Origin of the sequence: uncultured Methanobrevibacter sp. (genome assembly GCF_934746965.1) — an archaeon.
Classification (GTDB): Archaea; Methanobacteriota; Methanobacteria; order Methanobacteriales; family Methanobacteriaceae; genus Methanocatella.
This window is the reverse complement of sequence record NZ_CAKVFS010000003.1, coordinates 217,825-234,520: the sequence shown is the minus strand read 5'-3', so window position 1 is coordinate 234,520 and position 16,696 is coordinate 217,825. Positions and strand designations below refer to the sequence as shown.

15 protein-coding genes and 1 pseudogene are annotated in these 16,696 nt (G+C 27.1%); 13 read left to right on the top strand and 3 right to left on the bottom strand.

Features of this window, described 5'->3' with window-relative positions:
- The 11 genes and pseudogenes from Q0984_RS03815 to Q0984_RS03765 all read left to right on the top strand — a co-directional run.
- A partial coding sequence (locus Q0984_RS03815; protein WP_299523807.1) for an Ig-like domain repeat protein occupies positions 1-3,085 on the top strand: 3,085 nt, incomplete at its 5' end.
- A gap of 527 nt (positions 3,086-3,612) precedes the next feature.
- Positions 3,613-3,930, top strand: a complete 318-nt coding sequence (locus Q0984_RS03810) for a transcription factor S (RefSeq protein ID WP_299523804.1) — start codon at positions 3,613-3,615, stop codon at positions 3,928-3,930.
- A gap of 35 nt (positions 3,931-3,965) precedes the next feature.
- Positions 3,966-5,528 (top strand): ClC family H(+)/Cl(-) exchange transporter, encoded by a 1,563-nt coding sequence (locus Q0984_RS03805; RefSeq protein WP_299523801.1) that lies wholly within the window; start codon positions 3,966-3,968, stop codon positions 5,526-5,528.
- A complete protein-coding gene (locus tag Q0984_RS03800) occupies positions 5,528-6,031 on the top strand; it encodes a nitroreductase family protein (protein ID WP_299523823.1) in 504 nt (167 codons plus the stop codon). Before Q0984_RS03805 ends, Q0984_RS03800 begins: the two co-directional genes overlap by 1 nt.
- Before the next feature lie 46 nt (positions 6,032-6,077).
- Complete coding sequence (gene mch, locus Q0984_RS03795) at positions 6,078-7,049, top strand: methenyltetrahydromethanopterin cyclohydrolase (protein ID WP_299523798.1); 972 nt, start codon at positions 6,078-6,080, stop codon at positions 7,047-7,049.
- Between the two features lie 187 nt (positions 7,050-7,236).
- Complete coding sequence (locus Q0984_RS03790) at positions 7,237-8,007, top strand: DUF4013 domain-containing protein (protein ID WP_299523795.1); 771 nt, start codon at positions 7,237-7,239, stop codon at positions 8,005-8,007.
- 342 nt (positions 8,008-8,349) lie between these two features.
- Positions 8,350-8,439, top strand: a pseudogene (locus Q0984_RS08870) (zinc ribbon domain-containing protein); the annotation flags it as partial.
- A 607-nt stretch (positions 8,440-9,046) separates the two neighbouring features.
- Complete coding sequence (locus Q0984_RS03780; RefSeq protein WP_299523789.1) at positions 9,047-9,355, top strand: hypothetical protein; 309 nt, start codon at positions 9,047-9,049, stop codon at positions 9,353-9,355.
- A gap of 32 nt (positions 9,356-9,387) precedes the next feature.
- Positions 9,388-9,927 (top strand): flavodoxin family protein, encoded by a 540-nt coding sequence (locus Q0984_RS03775; RefSeq protein ID WP_299523786.1) that lies wholly within the window; start codon positions 9,388-9,390, stop codon positions 9,925-9,927.
- A 79-nt stretch (positions 9,928-10,006) separates the two neighbouring features.
- Positions 10,007-10,363 (top strand): cyclophilin-like fold protein, encoded by a 357-nt coding sequence (locus Q0984_RS03770; RefSeq protein ID WP_299523783.1) that lies wholly within the window; start codon positions 10,007-10,009, stop codon positions 10,361-10,363.
- Between the two features lie 58 nt (positions 10,364-10,421).
- Positions 10,422-11,174, top strand: coding sequence for a hypothetical protein (locus Q0984_RS03765; protein ID WP_299523780.1), 753 nt, complete (start codon positions 10,422-10,424; stop codon positions 11,172-11,174).
- Positions 11,175-11,200: 26 nt separating this feature from the next.
- On the opposite strand, the gene Q0984_RS03760 is transcribed toward Q0984_RS03765, so the two are convergent.
- Positions 11,201-12,010 carry a DUF4013 domain-containing protein gene (locus Q0984_RS03760; RefSeq protein WP_299523777.1) on the bottom strand — a complete coding sequence of 270 codons (810 nt, stop codon included), beginning with the start codon at positions 12,008-12,010 and terminating at the stop codon, positions 11,201-11,203.
- 624 nt (positions 12,011-12,634) lie between these two features.
- Between Q0984_RS03760 and Q0984_RS03755 the strand changes: the two genes are divergently transcribed.
- Entirely contained in the window at positions 12,635-13,996 is a 1,362-nt protein-coding gene (locus Q0984_RS03755; RefSeq protein ID WP_299523774.1) for an MATE family efflux transporter, read from the top strand.
- A gap of 282 nt (positions 13,997-14,278) precedes the next feature.
- Here the strand turns inward: Q0984_RS03755 and Q0984_RS03750 are convergent, their stop codons facing one another.
- On the bottom strand, positions 14,279-15,025 hold the full coding sequence (locus Q0984_RS03750; RefSeq protein ID WP_299523771.1) for a zinc-ribbon domain-containing protein: 747 nt from the start codon (positions 15,023-15,025) through the stop codon (positions 14,279-14,281).
- Between the two features lie 127 nt (positions 15,026-15,152).
- Between Q0984_RS03750 and rbr the strand changes: the two genes are divergently transcribed.
- Positions 15,153-15,698 carry a rubrerythrin gene (gene rbr, locus Q0984_RS03745; protein WP_299523769.1) on the top strand — a complete coding sequence of 182 codons (546 nt, stop codon included), beginning with the start codon at positions 15,153-15,155 and terminating at the stop codon, positions 15,696-15,698.
- 72 nt (positions 15,699-15,770) lie between these two features.
- Here rbr and Q0984_RS03740 read toward each other — a convergent pair whose 3' ends face one another.
- The gene (locus Q0984_RS03740) at positions 15,771-16,469 is read right to left on the bottom strand and encodes a thymidylate synthase (RefSeq protein ID WP_299523766.1); all 699 of its coding nucleotides are present in this window, start codon (positions 16,467-16,469) and stop codon (positions 15,771-15,773) included.
- Between the last annotated feature and the right edge of the window lie 227 nt (positions 16,470-16,696).

The window sequence follows — 16,696 nt, the reverse complement described above, 5'->3', positions numbered from 1 at the left end:
TGCTGCTGGTAGTGTTGTTGTGACTGTTGATGGTAAGGATTATACTTTGGCTGTTGTTGGTGGAAAAGCAACCACAACTATATCTGGTCTTAAAGAAGGTACTTACACTATAAACGCACAATATAATGGAGATAACAATTATAATGATATTTCTACTACTGCTGAGTTTAATGTATCTAAAATAACTCCAGTTATGGATGTAGTTATCAGTGATATTGTCTTTGGTGATGATGCATTAGTTAATGTTAATTTACCAAGTGATATTAATGGAACTGTAATTATTTCTGTTGATGGTGTTGAAAAAACAGTCATAGTAGTAAATGGTAAAGCTAGTGAATCTATCAAAGATTTAAACACTGGTAACCACACTATTAATGTTAAATACACTGGTAATGATAAATATAATCCTGTTGAGTTTACTAAAACCATAAATGTAGCTAAAGCAGACCCTACTTTAAATGTAGTAATTGATAATGTAGATTACAATACTATATTTGTTATTAATGCTGTTTTAACTGGAGTTAACGGTGCTAAATTAACCGGTGATGTAATTGTAACAGTCAACGGTAAAAACTACACCGTTAAAATCATAGATGGTAAAGGTACTTTAAATGGTGTTAAATTATCTGCAGGAGTATATGATTTCACTGCTACATGGGAAGGAAACGAAAATTACAATAATGTAAGTGACTCAGACAGTTTCCATGTTAATAAAATAAATTCAACTATGGATGTTAATGTAGGTGATATTAAAGTTGATGATGATGAAATTATTAGTGTAACTGTGCCTTCTGATGCTACAGGAGATGTCATTGTAACTATTGATGGTAAAAATTATACTGGCACTATTGTTGATGGTAAAGCTGTTATAAAAATAGCTGGTCTTAAAGCAGGTAATTACACAGCAAATATAATATATCCAGGAGATAACAACTATAACAATATCTCCACTACTGCTAAATTCACTGTATCTAAAGTAAATCCTGTTATGGATGTTGTTATTGGTGATATTGTCTTTGGTGAGAATATAACTGTCACTGGTACTTTGCCTGGTGATATTAATGGTACTATTGTTATTTCTGTTGATGGTGTAAACTACACTGCTACAGTGGTAAATGGTAAAATTAATGAAGTTATTTCTGGATTAAATGCTGGTACTCACAGTGTTATTGTTAAATATGCTGGAAATGATAAGTACACTTCTGTAGAAGTTACTAAAACTGTGAATGTGGCTAAAGCAAATCCTGTTTTAGATGTTGTAATTGGTAATATAAATTATGGTGATGTATTTGTTATTGACGCTACTTTAACTGGTGTTAATGGTGCTAAATTAACCGGAGATGTAATTGTAACAGTTAACGGTAAAAACTACACCGTACGTATCATTAATGGTAAAGGTACTTTAAATGGTATTAAATTGCCTGCTGGATCTTATGATTTCTCAGCTAAGTTCTCTGGAAACAGTAATTACAATGCTGCTAGTGCTTCTGGTAGTTTTAATGTAGCTAAAGCAATTCCTGTTTTAGATGTTGTTATTGGTGATGTTAAAATTGATGAGGATATTACTATAAAAGCTACTTTAACTGGAATAAGCAATGCTAAATTATCTGGTGATGTTATTGTAACTATTGATGGTAAAGATTATACTGTGTCTGTGGTTAATGGTGAAGGTAAATTAACTATTGCTGGATTACATAATGAAGGTGTCTATGATTTTACTGCTACTTGGAAAGGTGACAATAATTATATGGATGCTTCTGTGGCTGGTAAGTTTAATGTTTCTAAAGTAGAAGAGTATCCTGCAAATATTACTATTCCTGATGGTGTTGAAGGTAAAAACTCTACTATTAGTATTGATTTGCCTGATGATGCTACTGGTGAAATCATTGTAGTGATTGATGGTAAAAACTACACTGGTAATGTGTCTAATGGTACTGGTAGTGTGGATATTCCTCCATTAGATAAAGGAATACACAACATCACAGTTATCTACCCAGGTGATGATAAATACGACCCAGTAATCAAAACTGGAAATATTACAGTAGATGTTAACAAAGACGCAATATTAATCGTTGATAATGTTTTAATGATTTATCATGACGGTTCTAAATTAACTGTTTTATTGAAGGACTTTTATGGTAATCCAATAGCTAATGCAACAGTGACTATTACTATTAATGGTATGTCTTATAGTCGTGTTACTGATAAGGATGGTTATGCATTCTTAACTCTTAATTTAGATTCTGGAGACTATGTTGCAACTGTTGTTTATCCAGGTGATGATTACTATAACGGTGCTGAGGTTAATGCTTCTGTAAAAATCATCCAATCTATCATTGGTGAAAACATTGTTAAAATGTATCAAAATGGTACTCAGTTCTTTGCTAATTTCACTGATAGTCATGGAAACCCGTTAGCTAATACTACAGTTAAGTTTAATATTAATGGTGTGTTCTATGAGAAAACTACTAATGGTGCAGGTATTGCTAGGTTGAATATTAATTTAAGACCTGGTGAATATATTTTAACTGCATATAATCCGGTAACTGGTGAGCAGGAAGGATTTAATATTACTGTTAAAGCTCCTATTAGTGAGAATCATGATATAATTAAGTATTATAAGAATGGTACTCAGTACACTGCAAAAGTCTACAATAAAGACGGAACCTTAGCTGTTGGTAAAAATGTAACCTTCAACATTAATGGAGTATTCTATAACAGAACTGTTGATAAAAATGGTATAGTTACATTAGCTATTAACTTAAATCCTGGAAAATACATTATAACAGCAATATTCGACGGATATGCTGTAGGTAATAATGTAACAGTAAATACAGTATTAGTTACTAAGGATTTATCCATGAAACATGGAGATGGTAGTAAGTTTAATGCTACTGTTCTTGACAGTCAAGGAAAACCATTAGCTAATCAGACTGTGACTTTCAATGTAAATGGTGTGTTCTATAATAGAACTACTGATAGTAATGGTGTTGCAAGTTTAAATATTAATTTAATCGCTGGTGAATATATCATTACTTCTATGTGGAATGATTACCAAATTGGAAACAAAATTACAATAAAATAAAAAGAGAATTCTACTATAATTCTCTTTAACTTTTTTTCTTTTTTTTGAGTCTATAAATTTTTATAGAATTATTTGTTTTTTCTGTGTCTAACTAGATGTTCTTTGAATTCAGTAACTTGTCTGTTTAAATTTTGTTTTTTTTTGGTTATTGTGTATTTTTATGAATAATTTTTTTAGAAACTATTTTTTTCTTCAGAAAAATCATAAAATTTAAGTTGTATGAAGTTTATATTACTATTATAGATGTATTTATTTGTATGATAATTAAATAATATCAATTCTAACTTATTAAAGTAGTTTACTATTTTTAAATCGTTTATATTAAAATTGAATAAAAATTAGAGTGTAATTTAATCAAAATGAAGGTGCATCTGCAAAAAATTCAAAATCAAATAAGCCTATAAAATTTTACAAACTCTTAAAATTAAATAAATAATAACTTAGTAAAAGTTTAATTATATAATTTTTTATATAATAAATTATAAATACTTTTTTTAATTAAATAACTGGGTGATAGGTGATTAATTATGGAATTTTGTCCGGAATGTGGAGCTATTTTACTTCCTACAAATAATAAATTAAAATGTAAATGCGGATATGAAAAATCTTTATCTGAAAATGAAGTTAAAGATCAATACGAGGTTAAAGGTGAAACAAATCCCCAAACTGAAGTAATAGTTACGGATAATAAAAATGTAGCTTTGCCAACTACAAGAATTACTTGTTATAAATGTGGGGGAACTAAAGGTTATTGGTGGACGGTTCAAACAAGGTCTGCTGATGAAGCTCCAACTAATTTTATTAGATGTGCAAAATGTGGAAACACTTGGAGATCCTCTAACTAATTTTTTAAATATTATTAAGTATAAATTATTATATTATGAAAATACTTCAAAAGTCATTACGTTCTGTTGTAGATAATCCAAAACATATTTTCAAACTAACTATTCAAGGAATATTTGTAGGAGTTTTTGCTGGAATAATAGTTTGTTTATATAGATTTTTTTTATATTCTGCAGAAGATATTTTAAGAAATATCTTAAATTTTATTCATGGAAATATAGTTTTGATTGTTCTTTGGTTTTTTATATTAATTATTTTGGGATTATTTACTTCGTTTTTAATAAAGTGGGAACCAAATAGTATAGGTAGTGGAATTCCTCAAATCAATGCTGAAGTTAAAGGGTTTTTAAATGTTAATTGGTGGAAAGTTGTAATAACTAAAATTAGTGGGGGTATTTTAACTGCTATTGGGGGTTTATCTTTAGGTCCTGAAGGTCCTTCTGTTCAAATTGGAGGGATGATTGGAAAAGGTGTTTCAAAAATTTTAAGAGGTTCTAAAACAGATGAATTACGACTTATATTGGCGGGTTCAACTGTTGGAATTACTGCTGCTTTTAATGCACCATTAGCTGGTGTGATATTTATAATTGAAGAAATTAATCATAGTTTTGATAAAACATTGATTTTTATAGCTTTAATTTCATCTGTTGTTGCAGATGTTATATCTAAATCAATTTTTGGACAAGCAACATTACTTAGTTTTCCATTATATAATCTTCCATTATCTTATTATTGGCTTTTAATTATTTTAGGTATAATTTTAGGTATTTTCGGTTATGTTTATAATGTAGGGATGATTAAAGCAAATGATATTATAAATAATTTCAATGTTTCTATTGAAATTAAAATTATAAGTGTATTTTTAATATCTGGTGTTGTATCATTGTTTATTCCGGAAATTCTTGATGGCGGACATTTCATGTTAAACATGTTGGATGTAGCTATTCCATCGATAACTATTTTAATATTTTTATTGGTAATGAAATATTTATTTTCTGTAGCATCTTTTGCAACGGGATCTCCTGGAGGAATATTTTTACCTATTTTAGTTTTAGGAGCATTTATTGGAGCTATTTTTGGTTCTGTTGCGATTCCTATTTTTGGACTTAAAAGTTATTTAATATATAAGTTCATTGTTATTTCAATGGCAGGTTTTTTTGCAGCTACTATAAGATCTCCAATTACGGGGGTTGTTTTACTCTCGGAAATGTGTGGATCAACTGAATCTTTAGTAGCTATGTTAATAGTATCTATTATTGCATATTCTGTGCCAATGTTATTAAATAATAGACCTATTTATGAATCCTTGTTTGAAAGATTAATATCTAAAAATAATCAAGATTTAATAAACGATCATTCAAAACATATTTTATCAGAATATGTTGTTCCATCAACTTGGAAATATATAGGTAAACAAATTAAAGATATTCCATTTCCAAAAAATTGTATCGTGATTTCAATTACAAGAAATGGAAAATATATATTATCTAATGAAAATGTTATAATAAATTATGCAGATCAAATTCACATATTAATGGATAGTAATAATTATCCTTTTGAAAATGATGAGATGAACAAATTAATGGATGAAGTGGTATGATGAATCCAATTTTTAAAAGAAGAAGTGTGAGAAAATTTAATGATAAAGAAGTTAGCATGAATCAGGTAAAACATTTAATTGAAGCAGGTATGCAAGCTCCTTCAGCTTTTAATTCTCAACCTTGGGAATTTATAATTGTATCTGATAAAAAGGATTTAAATGCTGTTTCGAAAATGAGTAGATATGCAAAACCTGCTAAAAAAGCTCAAAAATTAATCATTGTTTTAGGCAATACTAAAAAGTTTAAAGTAGTTAAACCCATGATTCAACAGGATTTATCTGCATGTACACAAAATATTTTACTTCAAGCTGTTATTGATGGGCTTGGAGCAGTATGGTTAGGATTTTATCCAAAAGAAGATAGGGTAAATGCATTAAGAGAATATTTTCATATTCCTAATCATATTATTCCATTTTCAGTAATAGCTATTGGTTATCCTAAAGAAGATAAAGAACCTAAAAGCAGATATGATGAATCTAAAATTCATTTAGGTAAATATTAATACTACTAAAAATATAATTTATTTTAGTAAACTATGAGGTTAAATAATGGTAAGTGTAAACTTAGAAGCTAAAAAAACCGTAGATGTAATGATTGAAAAACAAGATGAATTAAACATTGTTGTTAGTCAATTATCAAATGGTGCTACAATCATTGATTGTGGAGTAAATGTTGTTGGAAGTTTTAAAGCAGGTGAACTTTATACAAAAGTTTGTCTTGGTGGTCTTGCAGATGTTGGAATATCTATTCCAGGTGATTTATCTGAAAAATTCGCTCTTCCTTCAGTAAAAATTAAAACTGATTCTCCATCTATTTCTACATTAGGATCTCAAAAAGCAGGTTGGTCTGTATCTGTAGGAGATTTCTTTGCACTTGGTTCTGGTCCAGCTAGGGCAATATGTAAAAAACCAGCTGAAACTTATGAAGAAATTGGATATGAAGATTCAGAAGCTAATTTAGCTATTTTAACTTTAGAAGCTGATGTATTACCTGGTGAAGACGTTGCACAATATATTGCTGATGAATGTAATGTGGATGTTAAAGATGTATATTTACTTGTAGCTCCTACTTCTTCTCTTGTTGGATCTATTCAAATTGCTGGAAGAGTAGTTGAAAACGGAACTTACAAAATGTTAGAAGCTATTAAATTTGATGTAACTAAAGTAAAACATGCTGCAGGTATTGCTCCTATTGCTCCAGTTGACCCAGATGGATTAAAAGCTATGGGTAAAACTAATGATGCTGTTTTATTTGGTGGAAGAACTTACTACTATGTTGAATCTGATGAAAATGATGATATTGCAGATGTTGCAGCTAAATTACCTTCCTCTGCAGCTGATGGATATGGAAAACCATTCTTCGATGTATTTAAAGAAGCTGAATTTGATTTCTACAAAATTGATAAAGGAATGTTTGCCCCTGCAGAAGTAGTTATCAATGATTTAACAACTGGTAAAGTCTATAAAGAAGGATATGTAAACGTAGATTTACTTAAAAAATCCTTTGGTGTAGATAACTAAATTTAATTATCTTTAATTAGATAATTTTTTCTTTTTTTAATTCTTTGTGTGTAATTTGTTTTATAATTCTCTATAAAGTTTTTTTTAATGATTATACAATATTTTTAAATACTTTTAATTAATAAATATTATAATATCTCTTAATTGAGTGTTTTTATATACTAAAATTTGAATGGAGGAAATTAACATGAATTTAACAGATATTTTTAAAGATTCTTTAAAATACCCAATTTCTGACATGACTAAATTCAGTATTTTTGGAATTGTCATGTTATTATCTGCATTAGGTAGTTTAAGTTTTGGAAATGCTGCAATTGATGGTATACTTGTAATTATAAGTTTTGTAGCATTAATTATATCTTTAGGATATGGAATAGCTATTACTAGGTCTGCTATTGAAAAATCTGATGAAATTCCTGATTTGAACTTGGAAACAACTATTGTTGATGGTTTAAAGATGGTAGTATTGTCTATTGTATATTATATAATTCCAACAATAATTGTAATTATCTTAGCTTTTGCAACAGGTTTATTTGATTACGTAGTAGAAATTTTAGGTTATCTTAATCAATATGGTCCTGAATTTGCAAATATGATTCCGGATGATTTAATATTATCTATGATGAGTTCTGCAGCAATAACTATGCTTGTAGCTTTCATTTTAATGGTTATATTCTCATTTTTATATTATATGGGAGTTTGTAGACTTGCTAAGTATAATAGTTTATCTGCTGGTGCTGATATTCCTGAAGCAGCTCGTGACTTAAAAAAAGTTGGTATTGGTAGAGTTATAGGATGGGCAGTATTATTAGTTATTCTTATATTTATCTTTAACTTGATTGGTGGATTTATTGGTTTAATTCCATATGTTGGAGTTTTAATTAGTGGATTCTTAATTTCAACATACATATCTTTCATGATATATAGATCAGTTGGTTTATTATACGCAGATATTTAAATCAACTTATTTTTTTCTTTTTTTAAGACTTCTATTTTTCTATTTGATTGCTTAAAGGATATTAATTTGTTGTTTTGTAGGATTGTGCTTTAATTTTATTATTTTCATTTAATTTTCTTTTTATTATGGAAATTATATTTTTTGTGAGATTTTTTTGTTGAATATTTTTTTGTATTAATTTAATTATTCTGTTCATGTTGGATGTTGGGTTGGAGTAATATTTTGATTTGACAGTTTGTAAAAAAATTAGAAGAGTTCAATAGAGTTGGAATGAAATTAAAAACAAATATCAATAACAAATTGTATACTTATTATTATAAGTTGAGATATGGGTGAAAATAAATGAGTAAATATTGTCCAAAATGTGGTAATGAACTACCTGATGAGGCAAAGTTTTGTAATGAATGTGGTTATTCAGTTTTAGTTGAAGATAAAAAAGAAGATAATCTTAAAACTGAAGAAAGTAATGAAAGTGAAGTTGAAGTTTCTGAAACTAAAAATGAAGAAAATGTTGAATCTTCTATGGATTTAGGAGATAATATTAAAAAATCATTATCATATCCATTATTAGATCATAATAAATTTGCTATGATTGGTGTGTTATCTGTTTTCTCATGTTTAGGAACTATTTGTGCTTTTCTTGGATTAAATAATCCTATTGTAATACTTATATCCTTCTTAGTTGGAATTTTAATTTCAATATATCTTACTGGATATAATATTTCTATAATTAAATATGGAACATATAATAAACAGTTTATTCCGGATTTTAATATAAAAACTGATATTTTAAATTTCTTTAAATTTTATATTTTAACATTTGTTTATGGAATTATTCCTTCAATTATTATTCTTATTACTATTTTTGCATCAGGAATAATTGGAGCTTGGACTAAGTTATGGCCATATATTCAACAGAATAGTGCAAATATTCCTCCAGCAATAATCTAGTTTTTTACAGGGAATTATTGTAACAATTGTTGTTTCTATTGTTGTATTAATTATTACAGACATTTTTGTTAAAATAGGAACTGCAAGGATGATTGTTAATGACAGTTTATCTGATGGGTTAGATATGATTGAAGTTTTTCATGATGTTGGAAAAATAGGATGGTTTAAAACTGTTGGATGGTTCGTTATTTTAAATATTTTAAATGTAATATTTTTAATTATTGCATTTGGATTAATGCTCATTCCATATATTGGAATTATTGTAGCAGCATTTTTAGTATTTAGTTTTATGAGATTATTTAACTCTTATTCGTTAGGTTTATTATACCGTGATGCTCATATTATTAATAAAAAAGAGATTCAAGATGAAATTGTTGTTAGTGAAACTAAAAGTTGAATATAAATTGATGATTGTGTGTAGTGATAGTGATGAGTAAAAAAGTAGTTATATTACATGGTAGTCCACGTGTAAGTGGGAATAGTGATATCTTAGCTAATGAATTTAAAAAAGGAGTGGAAGAAGCAGGTAATGAAGCTAAAAAAATTTCATTCCCAATGAAGTTTATTAATTATTGTAAAGGTTGTTTAGGTTGCATGTCATCTGGAGAATGTGTTATTCATGATGATATGTCTAAAATTTTAGAGGACTTGGTAAATGCAGATGTTATTGTATTTTCAAGTCCTATTTATTTTAATACAATCACTGGACAAATGAAAACAATAATTGACAGATTAACTCCTAAAGCTAAACAATTAAATGATAAAGATTATTATTTCTTATTTTCAGCAGCATGTGATAACCAAGAACTTTTAAATCCTGCAGTTCATGAATTGAGAGGATTTTTAAATTGTATTGGTGTTGAAAGTGAAAAAGGTATGGTTTTTGGTTTAAATTCTGAAAGTGAAGGTGAAATTAACCATAATAAGGACGCTTTAAATCAAGCTTTTGAATTTGGAAAAAATATTTAATTTATATCTTTTCATAATATTTTTTTAAGGAATAGTATTAAATATTGTTAAAAACATATTATGTAGTAAGGTGAAGCATATGAAATTTAAAATAACCATAAATGATAATGAGTATCATGCTGATATGGTAGATTGTGATTTAGTAAATCAGATAGCTAATATGTGTCCTTTTGAGGGTACTTATAAAAAACATAATGATCATGAATATTTTACTAAATTACCAAATCAGGCTAATGATGAAGGTTGTCAATTGACTACTTCTATTTTAAAAAATAATATATACTATTATCAAAAATGGAATTCATTTGTTATTGTTTTTGAAGATGCTAATATTAGTCCTTATGAATTAACTTGTATTGGAGAATTTGAAGAGGATGTTAGTGAATATCTTCAAGATAAAGGAAGAAATATTTTTGTTGAAGTAAATGTAGAGTAAACTCTATGAAAAACTATATTATATATTAGATATAAACTATGTATAATGTGGTGATTTTATGGAGATTACTATAAATTTGAGAACAATTTCTGGAATTGTAGCTATTATAGCTGTAATTATTGGTGTAATTGAAGGGTTGAATGTAGTTAGTTTATCTGGAATAGTTCCAGATTTTGTATTTTATGGTTCATTAGCAATAATTATAGCTATTTTAGGAATTTTAGGAATTTATATTTCTAAAATGAATATTAAAATAGCTGCAATTCAATATATGATTCTTGGTATTGGTCTTTTTATAATTATTGGAAACTATGGAGTAATTGGTTGTGTTATGTTTATTGTTGCTGGTGTTTTGGCAATTGTAGAATATATGCAAACCAAACCTGAAGTTATAGATAATGATAAAAAAATTACTTTAATTCCTGTTTTAACTGTTATTATCATTATATTATTTTTACTTATTACTGCTGGTCTTGGTGTTTTAGATAGTATGACTGCTTCTGATTCAGTTTCTTTAAGTGGATTAAGTGCATCTATATCTAATGAATATGGGACTACTTCTGGTGATTTAACAGGAACATTAAATATTGATAAAGATTTTGATTATGTTGAAGTTAAAGTGGTTTATTATAATTCAAATAATATAACATTGTATGATTCTATTGCATATAATGGAAATAATGTTCATCCAGGTAACTATTCATTTGATGGTTTTTATTATGGTAATGAAATGCCTACAAGAGCAGTTGTGGAAGTTTATGATGATATTCAAGGAGATCCAATTTATACTCAAAATGTAAATATAAATTAAGTGTTATCTAATGATAACACTTTTTTTTATTCTTCTATTGGTTCATAAATTAAACCAATTCCACGTGTTCTAAATATTTCAGCTATTGCAATTATTACACAAAATATAAAATTTGTTATAATGAATACTGCCCACCAAAATGGTTGTGCTGCAATACTACTTATAGTAGTTCCAATAAGCATCATAGCTATCATAACTATTGTAGATAATATAAATACGATTAAGAATTCTATTATTAATAATCCTATGTAAAATAATATATATCTTATTATTCCTATGTTTTGAATTATTTCTTTTATTTCTTTCATATCAAAAGCTTTTTTAAAATTATCATAATTAGCCATATTTGCTGTACTTAAAGAACTTATAAAATATAATATTATTCCTAGTATTAATGCAATAATTGCACCTATTGTTCCTATTACTCCTCCAGATATGTGATTTAAATAGTTTATATTTGTAATTGCTAATATTGCTGTTGGAATTATGAAATATATAAATTTAACACAAAATATTTTTGCTCCATTTATTAACATTTCTTTTAGATTATTAAATTCTGGAACTTTATCTGTTCCATTTATCATTCCATGTGTTGATATTTTTAATATTTTATATTCATATCCTAAAAATAAAAATAATGGAATAAATAGGAGTATAAATGGTATAATTGAACTTCCTAATCTTATATTTAAATTTACATCTTGGTAGTTAATGAACATTAATAAATAAACCATCCAGATTATAAAAGTTGAAAATAATGTTAATCCCAAGTAAAATATTGATTTTGAATTTTTTATTGAATATTTAATACTATCATTGTATATGTCGAGTATCATTGTTTTTTTCTCCAATATTTATGTAACTTGTAAAATATATGTTACTTATGTAAAATTAAGTTTACATGATATATAAATATATGGTTTATGTTACATTTTTGGTTATTGGAAAAATTAAATGAAAAATTAAAATTAATAAAAAATATAAAACAACTACAAAACAATAAACGAAACACTAAAACAATTAATACCAAAAATGTAAACAAAACTTGTATGTTTCTTGTAGAAATATATGTTTAAAATTTGCTTAACGGTAAAAGTAGTAATATAATAATATTTTAATTAACGGTGTAATCACGAAAACATCACCAAATCAAAAACTAGAAATGTACATCCAATTTAACACTATCAAACTCAAACAAAACACAATCGAAGAAAAAACTTTTCGTGTAATGCAATATATTTATTAATAATGATATATAGAATTTAAAGTGTATTTATATCTTTTTTGAAGTGATAATTATGTGTATATGTGTAATGGCATCTGGACTAACTAGATTATAAAAAAACCTTTTTAAAAATGAAAATGGTAGATTTTGATTATATTAGTGTAAACTATCTTCAAAATCTGACTTAAATTGTTTTTTTTACGAATTTAAATTAATTTAGTTAGGAGTTTATTTAATGAACAAAAAAGATGAAACACATGGTATTAATGTACTCAGGGGAAACCCAAAAGAAGCAGTTATAAAATTATCAGTTCCATTAATGATATCCATGATGATTATTTCACTTTATAATATCATCGATTCATTTTGGGTTGCAGGTCTTGGAGCAGACCAGCTTGCAGGAATCAGTTTTGTGATTCCACTTGAATTTTTAATAATCAGTATCGGAAGTTGTTTGGGAGCAGGAATAACATCAACAGTTTCTAGATTTATTGGAGAAAAAAACGACAAAATGGCAGACAATGCAGCAGCACATTCTATAATATTGTCCATTATAGTTTCCTTTGCTGTAACGTTGATTTTCACAGTATTTATGAAAGAATTTCTGACATTGATGGGTGCTAGAGGTGTCAGTTTAAATTATGCAATGGATTATGGTAAAATCTATTTTAGTCTAAGCATATTTGCTATAATGCCAAATGTATTATATGGTTTGTTGCGTTCTGAAGGGGATAGTAAAAGGGCAATGTATGTGATGGTGACATGTGCAATATTAAATATGATATTGGATCCTGTATTTATCTATCTTTTAAATCTGCAGATGTTTGGAGCAGCACTTTCAACAGTAATATCTTTAATGATAGTTTCAGCAATAATCATCTACTGGATTTATGTCAAAAAGGATACATACCTAAACCCGACATTGTCCAACTTTGATTATAAACCTCTGATTGTCAAAGATATTTTAAAAGTCGCTGTTCCCAACATTGTTGAAATGGTTTTTATAACATTCATCACAGCAATAATGCACTTTATAATACTGGCAGTTTCAACTACAGATTCCGTTGCGGTTTTTGAAAATGGATGGAGACTGGTGACACTTGCTACAGAACCTATAATGGCAATATCAACAGCACTTATATCAATTGTCGCTATCAATCATGGAGCAGGGAAATTTAAGAGTATAAAAACAGCTTACACTTACTCGATGAAATTGGGAACTCTTATTGGAATTGTTGCATTGATGATATTTTTAGTGCTGGCACCTCAGCTTTCATATCTCTTTTCATATGGTGAAAATAGTATCAGGCTTTTAAAACCAACAATTGAGTTTTTCTACATATTTTCATGGTTCTTTTTGGTATTTCCAGCAGGGATCATATCAACCTATGTTTTTCAAGGACTTGGAAAAGGAATGTATTCATTAATTTTTTCCATTATCAGAGAAGCAGTTTGTGCAATTGTTTTTTCAATTCTTTTTGGAATAGTTATTGGATGGGGAATCAATGGTGTGTGGTTTGGAATAATGATTGGATATACGATTGGAGGTATTATCACAGTAATCTATGCCTATAACTTTTTAAATAACTTAAAATAGTAAAATATTTTTTCATTTCAAATAAGTGACATTCTCAGAGAATTGTTTATTTAATATATAATTGGGAGTGTCCCTTAATTAACTTTTTTGACCATTAATAAAAAAAGAATTAAAACGGATAAATAATTTATATTAGTCCATGAATAAGATTTATTAGATAAAATAATAACTATGATAATTAAATAATTATTATAGTCTTTTAATTGTTTTTGAAATAATAAATTAACTACCAATATTAATAATATTAATAAATTTTTATAAAAAAAATAAATTAAAGATTTTTTATGACTCTGTTGTATTAGTATCTTTATAAAAATCTGCTTTATTACTATCAAAGTCCCCTTTAGCTTCTTTTATAACTTTACCCTCATGAATTATTTCTACATTAACATGATCTACAGCTAAATATTTGGGGCTACTATAAAATCCAAAGTATGATCCATATTCGTTTGCATCAACAGAATTTAATCCTTCAGTAGTAGTAGCTAATGTTTTACCATTACTGTCACAGTAATTTGTTTTAATGAGATATCCTTCAGTATTTGGTGGAAGATTGCTAAAAATAGCGTTAACATTATAATAACAAGTACCGTCATCATCACTAGATCCACTAATGTCTATAATAGTTATAGACATATTCTCAGGATTGTAAAATAAATTACTGCTAAACATGAAAACACATATTATTAAAATAATCACAAATGCAACAGGAATTAATAATTTATTTTTAGAAAGATTAAGTGAAGATTTATTACTAAATATTTTATCATTAGATTTAGATTTACTGGGAACTTCATTAAACAAAAATTCATCAGTATTTGTTTTAGAAACTTCAACTTGTTCTTCTTTAAGAGATTCAGCATTTTTTTCTTTTTTAGTTTCAGAAACTTCAACTTCACTTTTGTTAGTTTCTTCGGTTTTAGAAATTTCTTCTTTTTTATCTTCAACTAAAACAGAATAACCACATTCATTACAAAACTTTGCTTCATCAGATAGTTCATTACCACATTTTGGGCAGTATTTGCTCATTTATTTTTCACCTCTATTTCAATTTATAATAATATGTATATAATTTGTTATTGATATTTGTTTTTAATTTCATTTCGAAAAATTTATTTATTAAAATATTTTATATCCTATTTAAGAGGTTATTTATATGGTAAATTTAAAAGGAACAAAAACAGAAGAAAACTTAAAAGCAGCTTTTGCTGGAGAGTCACAGGCACATACAAAATATGAATACTATGCAAGTCAAGCAAAAAAGGATGGTTATGTTCAAATTTCTAATATATTTTCAGAAACATCTCATAATGAGAAAGAACATGCTAAAATATGGTTTAAATTGTTAAGTGGGGGTAGTGTTAAAGACACAGCTTCAAATCTTAAAGATGCTGCATCAGGTGAAAACCATGAATGGACTAGTATGTATCCAACATTTGCAAAAGAAGCTAGAGAAGAAGGATTTGATGAAATAGCTCACTTATTTGATGCAGTAGGAGCTATTGAAAAAGAACATAATGAACGTTATGATATATTACTTAAAAAAGTTGAAGAAGGTAGTATATTTGTAAAAGAAGAAGAAATTGTTTGGATTTGTGGAAATTGTGGTTATGTTTTTAAAGGAAAAGAAGCTCCTGAAAAATGTCCAGTTTGCGCTCATCCAAAAGCATATTTTGAGAAAAGAGCAGATAATTATCTCTAGATTTTTAAATCTAGAGTTTTTTTTCTTTTTTTAAAACAATTATTAATTATAATTAAAAAAAAGTTGAAGTAGCTATTTATTAATAGCTATTAATTTTTTAGCAGCTTTCATATCATTATTGTAAATATGTCCACTTGTGGAATGGTAATGTATTCCTGCGAAGTTAACTTTTTCTCCGATTAGTTCTTTATTTAATTCTTCTTTCATTTTAATTCCCATGTATGCTATGAAAAACATGTTGCTGTAGAATGCTCCGTAAATGTCATTCGATCTAAATAGACAGTGTATAGTTAGATTATTATCTCTTACAATGCACTGTATGAATTGTAAACATGGGATGTCCTCTCTGTCTTGGTCTAATTTGGGGTCGTAGGTAACAGCTACTGCACGATTACTTCCAATTGCATGCAACATTCTTTTTTTCATAACTTCAAATTGGTCTGTATTGAAATGTGCTAATATACGATTTGGGTAAGTGTATACAAATCCTTGATCATCACTGTTTTCAAATGATTTAACATATTCATAAAGTGCATCACTTTTTATAGGACAACCTTCAATATCATATTTTCCTGTTTTGATATCATTAAGCATCATGTCTGTAGTCATGTGCTGGTATTTTGCAGCAAATTTAAGGTTTAATGGGTCATCAATTATATAAAAATTACCTAAACTTTCTTTTAAATGATGATTACTGTCTTTATATGTTTCTTTTCCTTCATTTAAGATTTTTTTAACAAAATCCAAATAACATTGATTAATAGATAACATAATAAATATATTCCTTTAGTTTATTTAATTATAATTTTAGTATTTTTTAGAATATAAATTTAAATATTGATTTTCATAATTCAGTTTTAATTTATTTTAAACTTTAAATTTGCTTTCAAATTATTTCTAATTGAAATATTTGATACATCGATCTTTTTTTTGAATAAAATTAGTTCTATGTAATTGTAATTAGGTTATATTTTTATTATTTTTTAAAATTAATGTTG